Raw genomic sequence first — 14,007 nt, 5'->3', positions numbered from 1 at the left:
TGAGACGTCGGCTTTCCCTGGAACACCCCTCATCCGTCGCCTTCGGCGACACCTTCTCCCACAAGGGGAGAAGGGGGCGCTCGCGCTAAATCACATTCAGCTCCCTGAACGCTCTCCCCTCGGCTACCCTCCCATACCCGAACGCCGTGCAATCCACCGTCCGATACCCGCCATGCACGATCAGCTCGGCGAGCGCCTTGCCGACGGCCGGCGCCTGCTGCAGGCCGTGGCCGGAGAAGCCGTTGGCGAAGAGGAAGTTTTCCACTTCCGGGTGCGGCCCGATCACCGCGTTCTGATCGAGCGTGTTGTAATCGTAGTGCCCGACCCAGGCGCGCGTCGGCTTGATCGCCTCGAAGGCGGGGATGCGGGTGGCAAGCGTTGGCCAGATCACCTCTTCGAACAGCGGCCACTCGACCTCGAAGTCCTCGGGATCGGGAGCATGATCGCCTTCCTCCGGCTCGGCGCCGCCGGTGAGGTAGACCGAGCCTTCGGGCCGCACATAGATGCCGGAGGGATCGACCAGCAGCGGCATGTCGGCATATTTCTCGCGCGCCTCGAAGACGAAGACGTTGCGCTTGCGCGGCTCGACCGGCAGCGCGAGCCCGGCAAAAGCTGCCACCTTGCCGGCGTTCGGTCCGGCGGCGTTGACGACGATGCCGGCTTCGAGCCGCTCGCCATTGTCGAGGCTGACGCCGGTGACGCGGTTGCCCTCGCGCGCGATGCCTGTGACCGAGGCGGCGATGAAATCGATCTTCTTGTCGCGCAGCGCCTTGCGGAACAGCATCAGCAACGCATGCGCGTCGAACCAGCCTTCGCCGGTGCGGCCATAGGCCCCGGCGGAAATGCCTTCGGCCGACAGCCACGGGAAACGGCGCTTCAGCTGATCGGCATCCTCCAGCACGATGTCGGCGCCTTCGGCGATCTGCGCCTGGTGATTGGCCTTCAGAATCGGCAGTCCGGCCTCGCCGGCAAGGATCAGATAGCCGCCCTCGCGGAAGCCGATATCGGCGTCGGCGCCGAACGTTTCCTTCAGCCGCCGGAACAGTTTCAGCGTGAATTGCGACAGGCGGATGTTTTCCGGAATGGAGAATTGCTGGCGGATCGAAGCCAGCGACAGCGTCGTCGCCGCATGGGAAAATCGCGGATCGCGCTCGATCAGCGCGATCGAGCCGGTAAAACCTTCTTCGCGCAGGTAGTAAGCGACCGAGGACCCGACGATGGCCCCGCCGATGATGACGATGTCGTAGCGCACGCTTTCGGCTCTCCAGCTTAGGACATGATCCCGAAAAGTGGGGCCGGTTTTCGGACAAGATCATGTTCAGACTCAAACTACCGGCAGATCGATCTCGAAGCGCGTGCCGCGTTCGGAGTCAACCAGCCTGATCGTGCCATCATGCGCTTTCAGGAGGGCCAGCACGATGCCGAGGCCCATGCCGGTGCCGCCGGCCTCGCGCCTTGTGGTGAAGAACGGCTCGAACACTTTTGCCCGGTTGCTGGCCGAAATGCCGTCGCCGTCGTCGCCGACATGGACCGTTACTCTGTCTCCGGCGGCGGCCGCACCCATCGTTACCTGCTTCGCGCCATGCCTGGCCGAATTGTCGATGAGGTTGGCGAGCACGATCGCGAGATTCTCGCCCGAGATGCCGAGGCCGATATCGCCACCCGATTCGATGCGCGCCTCCAGCCTGGTGTCGATCGGCAGAAGCGCCAGCGCCGCATGGAGCGTCGTGCTTTCACCGCTCGGCGCCAGGTTTTCGGCGCGCGCCAGCTCGAGCAGCCGGCGTACCAGCAGATTGAGCCGTCCGGCATCGGTGACGATGTTGTTGGAAAAACGCCGCCGCTCGGCCTCGTCCATGGTCCCGCCGGAATCGCGCAACAATTCGGCCGCGCCCTGGATCGCCGTCAGCGGCGATTTGAGCTCGTGCGAGACATGGGTGGCGAAGGTCTGGATGCTGTCGGAGCGCGCCTGCAGCTTTTGCGCCATGTCGAGGAAGGCTGCCGACAGCGCCGCCATCTCGCGCGTGCCGTGATGGGCGAGCGGCTTGATCGCGTCGCGGTCGCCCGCCGCGATCCGCTTGGTACGCTCGATCAGCGCGTAGATCGGCCGGCTGACGGTACGGATGAACACCAGCGCGATCAGCAGCGTGCCGCCGACGATGGCGATAGCGGCGAGCGTGACCTTGCCGCGTTCGCCATAGAGATGCTTGACGATGTTGTTCGGCGTTCGCGACAGATAGACCACGCCGGCGACCCTGCCTGCGACCTCGACAGGCAGGGCGACGAAGACGCGCACCTTGGTGCCGCGGCTCACCGAATAGAGCGGCGGCGCCGGCTGGTCGGGGATACGCAGCCTGAGCTCGCTCGCATAGGCGCCGGCAAGCGCCCGCCGCACCTCCTCGACCTGGCCGAGCGACTGCCCGACCTCGCCGCCGCCGGCAATCACCACGCCGTGCGGATCGAGCAACCGGAAGCCGGCGAGCGTCGTCTTCTGCGTCTCGTCCAGAATGCCGTCGAGCCGCGCCCCGATGGCGGCGAAGGCAGGATCGGCGGTGGCGGGAACGGCCGCTGGTCGCGACGGCATGACATCGTCGGCGGCAAGATCGAGCTGCGGCTCGATCGGCTGATAGGGATAATTATTGTCCCTTGCCGGGTCAGCCGAGATCGGCGCCCCCAACCGCTCCGGAGCGATGCCGGCCGCGCGCACCGCGTCGGCATAGATCGCGGCGACGACAGCGCCCTGCGCGATCAGCTCGCCCTCGGTCTGGCGGATCAGCTGGTTTTCATAGAGCCGGAAGAAGAACAGCCCGACCAGCGGCAGCGCCATCACCACGATCAGGATGGCGACGACGACGGTGGCGAGCCGCGGCCGCCATTTCTCCTTGCTCAACCACCGCATCGGCCAAGCCGGAAGCCGACGCCATGCACGGTCGCGATCGCATCCGAGCAGCCGACCGCCGCCAGCTTGGCGCGGATGTTGCGGATATGGCTGTCGACCGTGCGCTCCGAGACATGGATGTTCGATTGATAGGCGTTGGCCATCACCGCGTCGCGGCCAAGCACATGCTGCGGGCGAGCGAGAAAGCCTTTCAGGATCGCGAACTCGATCGCCGTCAAGGTGAGCGGCTTGCCCTCAAAGCTCGCCGCATGACTGGCCGGAACAAGCATCAGCTTGCCATGCGCGAACTGCCGGTCGTCCGCTTCCTCCTCCGCCACCGCCGGACGGGCGCGCCGCAGGATGACGTTGACGCGGGCGACCAGCTCGCGCGGGCTGAACGGTTTCGTCACATAGTCGTCGCCGCCCATCTCCAGCCCGAGGATGCGGTCGATTTCTTCATCGCGCGCCGACAGGAACAGCACCGGCACGTCGGATTTCTGCCTGAGCCTGCGGCAGACCTCCAGCCCGTCCATTTCCGGCATGCCGATGTCGAGCACGATGAGGTCCGGCGCGCGGCGCTCGACCGCCTGCAGCGCCGCGGCGCCGTCGGCGACGGCATGCGTCTTCATGCCGGCCTTTTCCAGCGCGAAGCAGATGATCTCGCGGATATGCGGATCGTCGTCGGCGACGAGAATGTTGTGCGGCATGGAATCAGCGGCCAGGCGTGTAGGGTTCGGTGACGGCAGGATTAGCAAGCGCGCCGCGCTTGTCGAGAGTGCGGCAACGCAATTGCCGGTCGCGAAAATTCCAGGCGCGCCGGTTTTCCGGACGGCGCGCGCCCTTCATGGCCGAGCTTTCCTAGCCTTCCGAGCGCGCCGCGGCCTCGGCATGAAAGCCAGCACGATCGCCGAGGCGCGCATCCTTTGAGGCTCTGCGAGCCACCAGCCGTCGGTGCGCAGCCGGCGAGGCAGGGACCAGCGGGATTTCGGACGTGTTCGCATGCCGCCTGTCTGGCCGGCCGGCGCGAAAAGCTCGGGGCGGATTGGAGGAGGTTTTCCGCAATGATTTGCAGTTTTCGTGCAGGGCTGCTTTTCCGGCCTCAATCGCTCTTTCGTCATTTTCGGAGGCCGGCGCCGCCCCTCACCTGCCTGCCGGCATCCTCTCCCCGTATAGTGACGGGGAGAGGGACACCGTCATCAGTGATTTCGCCAATCACCAACGTCGCGAGAAGGGGCGCCGAGGCCGCGGCCAGCCCCCTTCTCCCCGTCACTATACGGGGAGAAGGTCCCGGCAGGGGGATGAGGGGCGGCGCGGACGCCTGCAATCGGCCCTTCGACGCCTTGCTACGCTCGTCTCCAACCTGCATAGATCGGGGATGACCGTCGACACTTACCGCCCGCGCCGCTCGGTGCTTTACATGCCTGCCTCGAACGACAAGGCGCTGGCCAAGATCCCGTCCTTGACCTGCGATGCCGTCATCATCGACCTCGAGGATGGCGTGGCGCTCGCCGACAAGGTTTCCGCACGCGACAAGCTTGCAGGCATTCTGGCAGCGCGGCCGAAGCGGCGTTGCGAGATGGTGGTGCGCATCAATCCGCTCGGCAGCGAATGGGGCATCGACGACCTGCTGGCCGTCGCCAAGGCAGAGCCCGACGGCATCCTTTTGCCCAAGATCGGCACACCGCGCGACATTCTCGAGGCCGGCGATCTGCTTGACGACAATTTCGCGCCGGGTACGGTGAAACTGTGGGCGATGATCGAGACGCCGAAGGCCCTGCTCAACATCGGCGCCATCGCCGAGCTTGGCCGCGATCCTGCCTCGCGGCTTGCTTGTTTCGTTGCCGGAACGAACGATCTGGTGAAGGCGACCGGCATTCTGGCCACGCCCGACCGGCGCTATCTCATGCCGTGGCTGCTGCACCTTGTGCTTGCCGCCCGCGCCGGCGGCCTCGACGTGATCGACGGCGTGGTCAATGATTTTCGCGACCTCGACGGTTTTGCCCACGAATGCGCCGAGGCGGCCGCCATGGGCTTCGACGGCAAATCGCTGATCCACCCCGGGCAGATCGAGCCGGCGAACCGCGCCTTTTCGCCGGCGCCGGAGACGCTGGCCAGGGCGCGTGCGATCAGGGACGCGTTCGCGCGGCCTGAAAATGCCGGCAAGGGCGTCATCGCGCTGGACGGCCGCATGGTCGAGCGGCTGCATCTGGCCGAGGCCGAGAAACTTCTGGCGAAGGCCGCAATCATCGGCGCATGATGCGCGGATATTCACGACAGGGTCGAAAAATGAAGCTCTACCGCTTTCTGTCCGGTCCGGACGATTCCACTTTCTGCCACAAGGTGACGGCGGCGCTGAACAAGGGCTGGCACCTGTTCGGCTCGCCGACCTATGCCTATGACAAGACGACCAAGTCGATGCGCTGCGGCCAGGCCGTGGTGAAGGATGTCGAGGGCCACGAATACGGACCCGACACCAAGCTCAGCGACTGGTAGGTAGAAGGGGCGGCGCCCCTCGGAGGTGCGCGCTCACCCCGCCGCCGCTTGCTCGGCCGCTTCCTCGATCCGCTCCATGTCGTCGTCCGAGAGGCCGAAATGGTGGCCGATCTCGTGGATCAGCACATGGGTGACGATGTCGCCCAGCGTCTCCTCGTTCTCGGCCCAATAGTCGAGAATGGCACGGCGGTAGAGCGTGATGCGGTTCGGACCCTCGCCGGTCTGCGGGTTCCAGCGCTCGGCGATGCCGCGCCCCTCGAACAGGCCGAGCAGGTCGAAGGGCGTCTCCAGCGACAGGTCGTCCATGATCTCGTCGGTCGGGAAGTCGGCGATCTGGATGACGATCTCGCCGGTGAGCTGGCGGAACTCCTCCGGCAGATGGGCATAGGCCTCCAGCGCCAGAAGCTCCATTTCGTCCATCGATGGCGAGAGCTGGTCGTGCCAGGTGCGGGTCTTGTAGATGCGGGCCATGAAGTTTCCTTTGATCCCGGCATATAGGCTTTCGCGCCGATAGAGGCAAATGAGCCGGCCGGCGGGTCACTCCCAGGGCAAGGGGTGAAGGAATAAATTCCGCATATTGTACTTCGCGTACCCAAGACTCGATTCCGTTCGCGATGCGAAGTATGCAACTCCGAATTGGGATCGGGTGGGGCATCATGGCTCTTGCGTGTGGGGCGATATGTCAGCCGGCGGAGGTCCGCCGGGAAATAGAGTCGTTTGGCTCAAGCACAAGCCCCATCCGAGTAGACACAGATGCGGGCGAAGGGTTTCTCAAATCTCTGGGAAATCCGATGGGTTCCGCGATACTCGTTTCTGAGTTGGTGGCGGGAGAGTTGGCCTCTTGGATTGGCCTCAAGGTGCCGCCGTTTGCCATAGTGAACGACTGCCAGATTGACCTGATCATGCAAAGGAATGGGGCGCAGATGGTGCCACCCCTGTTCTTTTCGAGCGCGGTTGACGGAACTCCGCATGACGGCGGAGACACCTTTTTGTCTCGTCTCCGGGAACCTGGGGATGTGGCGTTGCTCGTCATCTTCGATACGTGGGTCCGGAATTGGGACCGGTATTTTGATGGACAGGACAACGCCGACAATCTGCTCTATGTGAAGGCAGAGGGCCGTCGCAAATACGATCTTGTCCCCATCGATCACTCAAGCTGCTTCATCGGGAACGACGTTGATTTTCCGATGGGGCCGGCCCCCGAATCGTGGGTCCTAGACCCCAATGTCTATGGAAAGTTCCCCGCCTTCGATCCATATATCGATGCAAAGTCGGTCAGGCGCGCCATCGAGAGGCTGTCTCAATTAAAGCGCGATTTCGTGGTCGAAGTCGTTAATTCTGTTCCTGCACAATGGGGCTTCGGACCCAATGCCGCGCTCTCGCTGATCGATTTGATTTGTGGGCGCGCGGAATATGTGGTGAACACGATCGCAGGGCGATTGGTGGATGAACCGGAAATCCCGGGGTTGGTAAAATGATCCGAGAGTCTCAAGGCTATTTTTCGCTCGTTCAATACTCAGAGTTCCCGGAGCGGGCTGAGTTTGTGAACATTGGCGTCATCGTGTTCGCCCACGGCTCGGTTTTTGTGAAGTTTAGCCATCGCCCACGCCGCGCGGAGCAGGCGTTCAAGATCCATCTAGGAAACCATTTTCAGCACCTGAAAGAATCGATGGAAGATCGATTGCGGTATGAATTTGGCAATGGCTGGGACAGAGAGAAAATCGAGAAATTCATAGCGCTCAGATCCGGGAAGGTCCGCCTGTCTCCAATTCGATCTGTGTTGGTTAAGGACTCCGATCAGCTTGTCAGCGAGTTGTTCGAAAAACTGGTTGGCGAGGTTCCCAGTTCCCCGCGTGGGCAAAGGTTGTCGACCAAACTGGCGCAAGCCTTTCGCTCCAACGGCGTTGAGGACTTCCTCGTAAAGCCCGATCCTGTCCATCTTTCTGGAGGCGTAAAAATTGAGGTTCCCTTTGCCTATCAGAATGGAGCCTTCAATCTGATCGACGCCGTGTCGCTTGCGGGTGACCCGGACAAGGCGCTCAACCGCGCCAGCCCACACATGATAGAAGGCGAACTTCTTTACCAAGAAACCGCCCTTGATCGACCTGCCCGGTTGGTGGTGGTCGGAGACGATGCTCAGGTGCAGGATGCGGGATTCGTCAACATGATTGCCGACCAAATGGAACGCCACCATGTCCGGTTCTATACCCTAAACGAGATCGAGCCGCTGGTTACGGATATCCGCCAGAACTACGTCCTCCATCGCTAGTTACGCGTTCGGCGCCTTACAATTTTGTTCATCGCAGCTTCGAAAGCTCCCGAGCGGTCTGCTTGAACCGCTCGGATTGCTCTTTCTGACTAAGTGGCTTTGCCTTTTTGCCGGCGGCTTTCGGGCGGTATTTGGACGGTCGCCAGACGCCATAAGGTTTCATGGGTGGAACGCTTGCCAACCACGCCGTCACGAATGCGGCGGGCGCGCCTTGTCGTTCACGCCAAGAGGCTGGAGTACGTCGAGTAAGCATGAGGAATAAATTCCTTATGACTCCGCTTGACTCTTCCGGTGCCCTCTGGAATCTATAAGAACATAACAGGAACAATTGCTGCCGGAAGTGAACGTCATGGCGATGAGCGCCGTGGCGCGGGACACTGTTTTTGCCCTGCGCCGCCAGATCGCGAAGATCGAGGGAACGCTGCCCGAGCGCCTGGAAGCGCCGGTGCCTGGCGCCACCGGTTCGGACGTCACCATCGTCCGGCGCGGCCTTGCCGTGGCCTCGCCGGATGCCTTCCTGCACACCGGCATCGAAGGGCTCGACGCGGCACTCGGCGGCGGCCTGCCCAAGGCGGCGCTCAATGAAATCCATGGGCTGGAGACCCGCGATGCCGGTGCCGTCGCTGGCTTCGCACTGTCGCTCGCCAGCCTGATCCTCAAGCAGAAACAGGGCCTGCCGGTCCTCTGGATCGGCACGGCGGAGATTTTCCGCGAGGCCGGCTTTCCCTATGCCAGCGGGCTTCACGCCCTCTTCGGCATCGAGCCGGACCAATTGCTGTTTTCCGAAGCGCCGAAACTTCTCGACGCGCTGTGGGTCGCCGAGGAGGCCGCCCGCATGCCGGCCTTCGCCGCCGTCATCCTGGAGATCCGCGGCAGCCCGCGGCTTCTCGACCTTACCGCCACGCGCCGCCTGCACGCCCGCGCCCAAGCCGCTGGCCGCCCAGTGCTGCTGCTGCGCCAGGCCGGCGAAGCCGAGCCCACCGCGGCCCCGGTGCGCCTCATCGTTTCGGCGGCACCGGCGGCGAGCCGAAAGACGCTCGCCGGCCCGCTCGCCGGCTCGATCGGCCGGCCCGCCTTCACCGTCGATATCGGCAAGAGCCGCACGGCCCTGCCCGGACAATTCACACTGGAGTGGAACCCCGATGAGCACGCTTTTGCCGAAAGAACAGAGAATTCTGTCGCTGTGGTTCCCCTACCTTTGCGCGGAACGGATCCTGCGGCAGCGTCTGGGGCGGTCCTGGCGTTCCCGCCCGTCGCATCACCTGCCGCCATCTCACCCACCACTGGTGATCAGCCATCGCGACAGCAACGCCCAGCGCATCGCAGCCCTCGACGAACGGGCTGAGGCGCTCAAATTGAAGCGCGGCATGGGCATTGCCGATGCGCGCGCCATGCACCCTTCGATCGATGTGGTGGAGGCCGACCCGGAAGCCGACCGCCGCCTGCTCGAAGGCCTCGCCGACTGGTGCGACCGCTACACGCCGCTGGTGGCGATCGACGGCGAGGACGGGCTGTTCCTCGACGTCACCGGCTGCACGCATCTGTTCGGCGGCGAGCGCGCCATGCAGGACGAGATCCTTACCCGTTTCTTCGAGCAGGGTTTCGATGTCCGCGCTGGCCTCGCCTCGACGCCGGGCGCCGCCTGGGCGGCGGCGCGCTTCCACGGCGACCGCATCGTTGCCGGCGGCGCGGAGGAGGCGCTGCTTTCGCCCTTGCCGCTTTCGGCGCTGCGCATCGCGCCGGAAACCCGCATCAGCCTGGAAAGCGTCGGCCTGCGCACGGCGGGCGCGGTGATGGCCGCACCGCGCGCGCCGCTCGCCCGCCGCTTCGGCGCGACGCTTCTGCTGCGTCTCGACCAAGCGCTCGGCCGCCTCGACGAGGCCGTGTCGCCGCGCCTTCCGGTGGCGCCGCTCTCGGTCGAGCGCCATCTTGCCGAGCCGATCATGCTCACCGACGACATCGAGCGGCTGGTGGGCCGGCTTGCCATCGCTCTGAAGGCCGACCTCGAACGCCGCGGCGAGGGTGCGCGGGCGCTCGCCCTTCTTCTCTTCCGTGTCGACGGTGCCGTCAGCCGCATCGCGGTCGGCACTTCGCGCCCCATGCGCGAGCCGCAGCTGATCCGAAAACTATTCCACGAACGGCTGACCGCGCTGGAACAGAACATCGACGCCGGCTTCGGCTTCGACCTCGTGCGGCTGTCGGTGCTTTCGGTCGCCGCCTTCGACATGCTGCAGGGCGATCTTGCCGGCGAAGCGAGCGACGACGACGCCGACATCGCCTTGTTCGCCGACCGCATCCGCGCCCGCCTCGGCGAAGCCGCCATGCTGAAGCCGGTCGTCGTCGAAAGCCATCTGCCGGAGCGCGCCGTCGCGGTAGTTCCATTCGCGGAAGCGCCGCGAAGGCGCATGCCGCCGAAACAATCCGACCGCGCCGCGCCGCCGATGACCATCTACCCGCCGGAGCGACCGGTGCGGCTGTTCCGATCGCCCGAGCCGATCGATGTGCCGGCGACCGAAATCCCGGAAGGGCCGCCGATGAATTTCCGCTGGCGGCGCGCGCTTTACCGCGTGGCCCGCGCCGAAGGGCCGGAGCGCATCGCCGCGGAATGGTGGCGGCAACTGCCCGGCGAGGAAGAGGCGCCGACCCGCGACTATTACCGCATCGAGGACAGCGAGGGGCGTCGTTACTGGCTCTACCGCCAGGGCCTCTACGGCAGCGCCCCGCAAGCCGCGCCGCGCTGGTTCATGCATGGGGTCTTCGCATGAACGCGCTGACCGTCATCCCCTATGCCGAGTTCGGCATCCAGTCGAACTTTTCCTTCCTGCGCGGCGCCTCCAAGCCCGAGGAGCTGGTGGTGACGGCGAAATTCTACGGTTTTTCATCGATCGGGCTTGCCGACAGGAACACCGTCGCCGGCGTCGTGCGCGCCTGGCAGCAGGCCAAGGTCGAGAAGCTGGCCTATCACCCCGGCTGTCGCCTGGTTTTTTGCGACGGCTCGCCGGACATTCTCGCCTATCCCCGCGACCGTAAGGGCTGGGGCCATCTCTGCCGCATGCTGACGCAAGCCAATCTGCGCGACGAGAACGAGAAGGGCGCGACGCTGCTTGAATTGCGCGACCTGCTCGAATGGGGCGATCGGATGTCGCTGGCGATCCTGCCCGATCTGTCCGGAGGCGCAAAAGACAATCTGGCGCTCATTAGCCGGCTCAAGGATAGTTTCGGCGCCGCGCTCCGGCTGGCCGTGGCGCCCGACTATGGCGGCAACGACCGTTTCCGCGTCGAGCAGGCGGCGGCGATGGCCGACCATGCTGGCGTGCCGCTGATGGCGACCAACGACGTGCTCTACCACGTCGCCGACCGCCAGCCGTTGCAGGACGTGCTGACCGCGATCCGCCTCAACACGCCGGTTTCCGAGGTCGGGCTGGAGCTGACGGCCAATGCCGAGCGCCATCTGAAGCCGCCGCTGGAGATGGCGCGTCTGTTCCGCCGGCATCCCCAGGCGCTGGCGGAGACGCTGCGTTTCGCCGACGAATTGACCTTCTCGCTCAGCGACCTCGAATACAATTATCCGGACGAGCCGACCGAATCCGGCCTGGGGCCGCAAGCCGAGCTCGAGCGTTTGGCGCGCGAAGGGGCGGCCGTGCGCTATCCGGCCGGCGTCCCCGAAAATGTGCTGCGGCGCATCGACAGCGAGCTCGCTTTGATCGAGCGCTTGAACTATGCACGCTATTTCCTGACCGTCTACGACATCGTCAAATTCGCCCGCAGCAAGGGAATCCTTTGCCAGGGCCGCGGCTCGGCCGCCAACTCGATCATCTGCTTCTGCATCGGCATCACCGAAGTCGGCCCCGAGCGGATCGATACGTTGTTCGAGCGCTTCATCTCCGAGGAGCGCAACGAGCCGCCCGACATCGACGTCGACTTCGAGCACGAGCGGCGCGACGAGGTCATCGCCTACATCTATGAGAAGTATAGCGCCAAGCGCACCGCTCTGGCCGCCGCCGTCATCAGCTATCGCGGCCGTTCTGCCCTGCGCGAGGTGGCCAAGGCGATGGGCCTGTCGGAGGATGTCCGCAGCGCCCTGTCGAGCACCATCTGGGGCTGGTCGACCTCGGAGCTCGGCGAAAGGGAGGCCAATGCCGGCGGCATCGACCGCACCGACCCGTTGTCTCGGCAGGTGCTGGAGCGCGCCAACGAGATCATGGGCTTTCCCCGCCACCTCTCCCAGCATGTCGGCGGTTTCGTCATCACCCGCGACCGGCTCGACGAGGTCGTGCCCATCGTCAAGACGGCGATGGAAGAGCGCAAGATGGTCGAGTGGGACAAGGACGACCTCGATGCGGTGAAGATCCTCAAGGTGGACGTGCTGGCGCTCGGCATGCTGACCTGCCTGAAGCGCGCCTTCACCTTGCTAACCGATCATTATCCACGAGCGCGGGATCCGTTTGGACAATCCTATGTGCTCGCCACCCTTCCGGAAGAGGACAGGCGCGTCTATGCCATGATCGAGCGGGCCGACACGCTCGGCGTCTTCCAGATCGAGTCGCGCGCGCAGATGTCGATGCTGCCGCGCCTCAAGCCGGAAAATTTCTATGACCTCGTCATCGAGGTTGCGATCGTGCGGCCCGGCCCGATCCAGGGCGACATGGTGCATCCCTATCTGCGCCGCCGGCAAGGCAAGGAGAAGCCCGAATACCCGAAGCCCGAGTTGGAAGAGATTCTCGGCAAGACGCTGGGCGTGCCCCTGTTCCAGGAGCAGGCGATGAAGATCGCCATCGTCGCCGGCGGCTTCAGGCCGGGCGAGGCCGACGAGTTGCGCCGTGCCATGGCGACCTTCAAGCGCACCGGCACGATCGGCAACTACCGCCGGCGCATGATCGACGGCATGGTCGCCAAGGGCTACGAGAGGGACTTCGCCGAGCGCTGCTTCAAGCAGATCGAGGGTTTCGGCGAATATGGCTTCCCGGAAAGCCATGCCGCCTCCTTCGCGCTGCTGGTCTATGCCTCCTGCTGGTTCAAGACCTTCTATCCCGACGTCTTCTGCGCCGCGATCCTGAATTCCCAGCCAATGGGATTTTACCAGCCGGCCCAGCTCGTTCGCGATGCGCGCGACCACGGCGTGGAGATACGCGAGGTCGACATCAACCATTCCGTCTGGGACTGCACGCTGGAGGCCACCGACTTCGATCCTTCGCGCATCCTCGAACGCCATGCCTCGATGCGCGGCGTCATCGAGACGGCTCATGCCGTCAGGCTCGGCTTCCGCCAGATCAAGGGACTTTCCGCGGAGCGCATGGAAGCCGCCGTCGCCCGGCGCGGCAATGGCTACCGATCGGTCAGGGATCTCTGGCTGCGTTCAGGCCTCGATGTTGGCGAGATCGAAAGGCTGGCCGAGGCCGACGCCTTCCGCTCACTTGGCCTCGACCGCCGCTCAGCGCTCTGGGAAGTGCGCGCGCTCGACGGCAGGAGTGCCGCCGAGAAGCTGCCGCTGTTCGACCAGCCCATGCTCCGCCTGCGTGAGCTCGAGCCCGAAACGAAGCTGCCGAAAATGCCGCTCGGCGAGCATGTCGTTCATGACTACCGTTCGCTCGGCCTGTCGCTGAAAGAGCATCCCGTCGCCTTCCTGCGCGAGCGGCTCACCCGCGCCGGCATCACGCCCAATGCGCACCTGCCGTCGGTGCGCGACGGCCGCCGCGTCTCCGTCGCCGGCCTGGTGCTGGTGCGCCAGCGCCCCGGCAAGGGCAATGCCATCTTCCTTACCCTCGAGGACGAGAAGGCGATCGCCAATGTCATCATCTGGCCACGTGTTTTCGACCGCTTCCGCCCTATCGTGATGGGCGCGCGCTTCATCCGCGTCACCGGCAAGCTGCAGCATGAATCGAGTGTCATCCACATCGTCGCCGACAGGATCGAGGACCTGACATCCTGGCTGGGCGTGCTCTTGCGGCCGCCCGCCATCGAGCATCAGCCGGATGCGAACCGGTCTGCTCCGGCGAACCGCGGTCTGCCGGTACGGCAGGACGCCGAAGCCCTGTCGAGCACGGCACAACAGGTCATGCCCAAGGGGCGGAATTTTCAGTAGGACGACGACACGAGGAGGCAAAGGCCCAACCGCGGTGTCGCCGCAATCCGAAACTTTGATGTCGGCGGGACAGCGCCCCCCTCTGTCCTGCCGGACATCTCCCCCACAAGGGGGGAGATCAGATGTCGCGCTGGCTTTCGCCAATCTCCAACATTGCAGAATGGAGCGCGGCGCCGAAGCTGCCAATCTCCCCCCACGTGGGGGAGATGTCCGGCAGGACAGAGGGGGGCGCGAAGGATCGCCAACCTTCCAACGTCTGCATCTACGAAGAACACCGCCGCTCTACGA

12 protein-coding genes are annotated in these 14,007 nt (G+C 64.6%); 7 read left to right on the top strand and 5 right to left on the bottom strand.

Features of this window, described 5'->3' with window-relative positions:
- Positions 1 to 85 precede the first annotated feature (85 nt).
- From P9236_RS29090 to P9236_RS29075, 4 genes are all read right to left on the bottom strand, one after another.
- On the bottom strand, positions 86 to 1,252 hold the full coding sequence (locus P9236_RS29090; protein ID WP_278078016.1) for an FAD-binding oxidoreductase: 1,167 nt from the start codon (positions 1,250 to 1,252) through the stop codon (positions 86 to 88).
- A 72-nt stretch (positions 1,253 to 1,324) separates the two neighbouring features.
- Positions 1,325 to 2,896, bottom strand: coding sequence for an ATP-binding protein (locus tag P9236_RS29085; protein ID WP_278078015.1), 1,572 nt, complete (start codon positions 2,894 to 2,896; stop codon positions 1,325 to 1,327).
- Positions 2,884 to 3,582: a response regulator transcription factor gene (locus P9236_RS29080; RefSeq protein WP_278078014.1), complete on the bottom strand. Its 699-nt coding sequence runs from the start codon at positions 3,580 to 3,582 to the stop codon at positions 2,884 to 2,886. The genes P9236_RS29085 and P9236_RS29080 overlap by 13 nt, the downstream gene beginning before the upstream one ends.
- A gap of 4 nt (positions 3,583 to 3,586) precedes the next feature.
- Entirely contained in the window at positions 3,587 to 3,721 is a 135-nt protein-coding gene (locus P9236_RS29075) for a hypothetical protein (protein ID WP_278078013.1), read from the bottom strand.
- 529 nt (positions 3,722 to 4,250) lie between these two features.
- Between P9236_RS29075 and P9236_RS29070 the strand changes: the two genes are divergently transcribed.
- Together P9236_RS29070 and P9236_RS29065 are read left to right on the top strand one after the other, a co-directional pair.
- Entirely contained in the window at positions 4,251 to 5,132 is an 882-nt protein-coding gene (locus tag P9236_RS29070) for a CoA ester lyase (protein WP_278078012.1), read from the top strand.
- A 29-nt stretch (positions 5,133 to 5,161) separates the two neighbouring features.
- Complete coding sequence (locus tag P9236_RS29065; RefSeq protein ID WP_278078011.1) at positions 5,162 to 5,368, top strand: DUF1737 domain-containing protein; 207 nt, start codon at positions 5,162 to 5,164, stop codon at positions 5,366 to 5,368.
- Between the two features lie 33 nt (positions 5,369 to 5,401).
- Here P9236_RS29065 and P9236_RS29060 read toward each other — a convergent pair whose 3' ends face one another.
- A complete protein-coding gene (locus P9236_RS29060; protein ID WP_278078010.1) occupies positions 5,402 to 5,839 on the bottom strand; it encodes a metallopeptidase family protein in 438 nt (145 codons plus the stop codon).
- 320 nt (positions 5,840 to 6,159) lie between these two features.
- Here P9236_RS29060 and P9236_RS29055 point away from each other — a divergent pair, with 320 nt between their 5' ends.
- The 5 genes from P9236_RS29055 to P9236_RS29035 all read left to right on the top strand — a co-directional run bounded on the left by P9236_RS29055 (position 6,160) and on the right by P9236_RS29035 (position 13,719).
- Positions 6,160 to 6,846: a HipA family kinase gene (locus tag P9236_RS29055; RefSeq protein WP_278078009.1), complete on the top strand. Its 687-nt coding sequence runs from the start codon at positions 6,160 to 6,162 to the stop codon at positions 6,844 to 6,846.
- Positions 6,843 to 7,637, top strand: a complete 795-nt coding sequence (locus P9236_RS29050) for a DUF3037 domain-containing protein (protein ID WP_278078008.1) — start codon at positions 6,843 to 6,845, stop codon at positions 7,635 to 7,637. The genes P9236_RS29055 and P9236_RS29050 overlap by 4 nt, the downstream gene beginning before the upstream one ends.
- A 349-nt stretch (positions 7,638 to 7,986) precedes the next feature.
- Positions 7,987 to 8,982 (top strand): hypothetical protein, encoded by a 996-nt coding sequence (locus P9236_RS29045; RefSeq protein ID WP_278078007.1) that lies wholly within the window; start codon positions 7,987 to 7,989, stop codon positions 8,980 to 8,982.
- The gene (locus P9236_RS29040; protein ID WP_278078006.1) at positions 8,924 to 10,402 is read left to right on the top strand and encodes a DUF6504 family protein; all 1,479 of its coding nucleotides are present in this window, start codon (positions 8,924 to 8,926) and stop codon (positions 10,400 to 10,402) included. Before P9236_RS29045 ends, P9236_RS29040 begins: the two co-directional genes overlap by 59 nt.
- On the top strand, positions 10,399 to 13,719 hold the full coding sequence (locus P9236_RS29035; protein WP_278078005.1) for an error-prone DNA polymerase: 3,321 nt from the start codon (positions 10,399 to 10,401) through the stop codon (positions 13,717 to 13,719). Before P9236_RS29040 ends, P9236_RS29035 begins: the two co-directional genes overlap by 4 nt.
- The last annotated feature ends 288 nt before the right edge of the window (positions 13,720 to 14,007 follow it).

Origin of the sequence: Mesorhizobium sp. WSM4884 (genome assembly GCF_029625675.1) — a bacterium.
In the GTDB taxonomy this organism is placed as follows: Bacteria; Pseudomonadota; Alphaproteobacteria; order Rhizobiales; family Rhizobiaceae; genus Mesorhizobium.
Note: the sequence above shows the minus strand (reverse complement) of the source record. Positions and strands in the feature narration are given on the sequence as shown.

Excerpts from the sequence above, each read along its gene's own strand:
- P9236_RS29035 (WP_278078005.1), top strand. The coding sequence starts at position 10,399 with ATGAACGCGCTGACCGTCATCCCCTATGCCGAGTTCGGCATCCAGTCG.
- P9236_RS29065 (WP_278078011.1), top strand. The coding sequence starts at position 5,162 with ATGAAGCTCTACCGCTTTCTGTCCGGTCCGGACGATTCCACTTTCTGC.
- P9236_RS29085 (WP_278078015.1), bottom strand. The coding sequence starts at position 2,896 with ATGCGGTGGTTGAGCAAGGAGAAATGGCGGCCGCGGCTCGCCACCGTC.
- P9236_RS29060 (WP_278078010.1), bottom strand. The coding sequence starts at position 5,839 with ATGGCCCGCATCTACAAGACCCGCACCTGGCACGACCAGCTCTCGCCA.
- P9236_RS29080 (WP_278078014.1), bottom strand. The coding sequence starts at position 3,582 with ATGCCGCACAACATTCTCGTCGCCGACGACGATCCGCATATCCGCGAG.
- P9236_RS29075 (WP_278078013.1), bottom strand. The coding sequence starts at position 3,721 with ATGAAGGGCGCGCGCCGTCCGGAAAACCGGCGCGCCTGGAATTTTCGC.
- P9236_RS29055 (WP_278078009.1), top strand. The coding sequence starts at position 6,160 with ATGGGTTCCGCGATACTCGTTTCTGAGTTGGTGGCGGGAGAGTTGGCC.
- P9236_RS29070 (WP_278078012.1), top strand. The coding sequence starts at position 4,251 with ATGACCGTCGACACTTACCGCCCGCGCCGCTCGGTGCTTTACATGCCT.
- P9236_RS29050 (WP_278078008.1), top strand. The coding sequence starts at position 6,843 with ATGATCCGAGAGTCTCAAGGCTATTTTTCGCTCGTTCAATACTCAGAG.
- P9236_RS29045 (WP_278078007.1), top strand. The coding sequence starts at position 7,987 with ATGGCGATGAGCGCCGTGGCGCGGGACACTGTTTTTGCCCTGCGCCGC.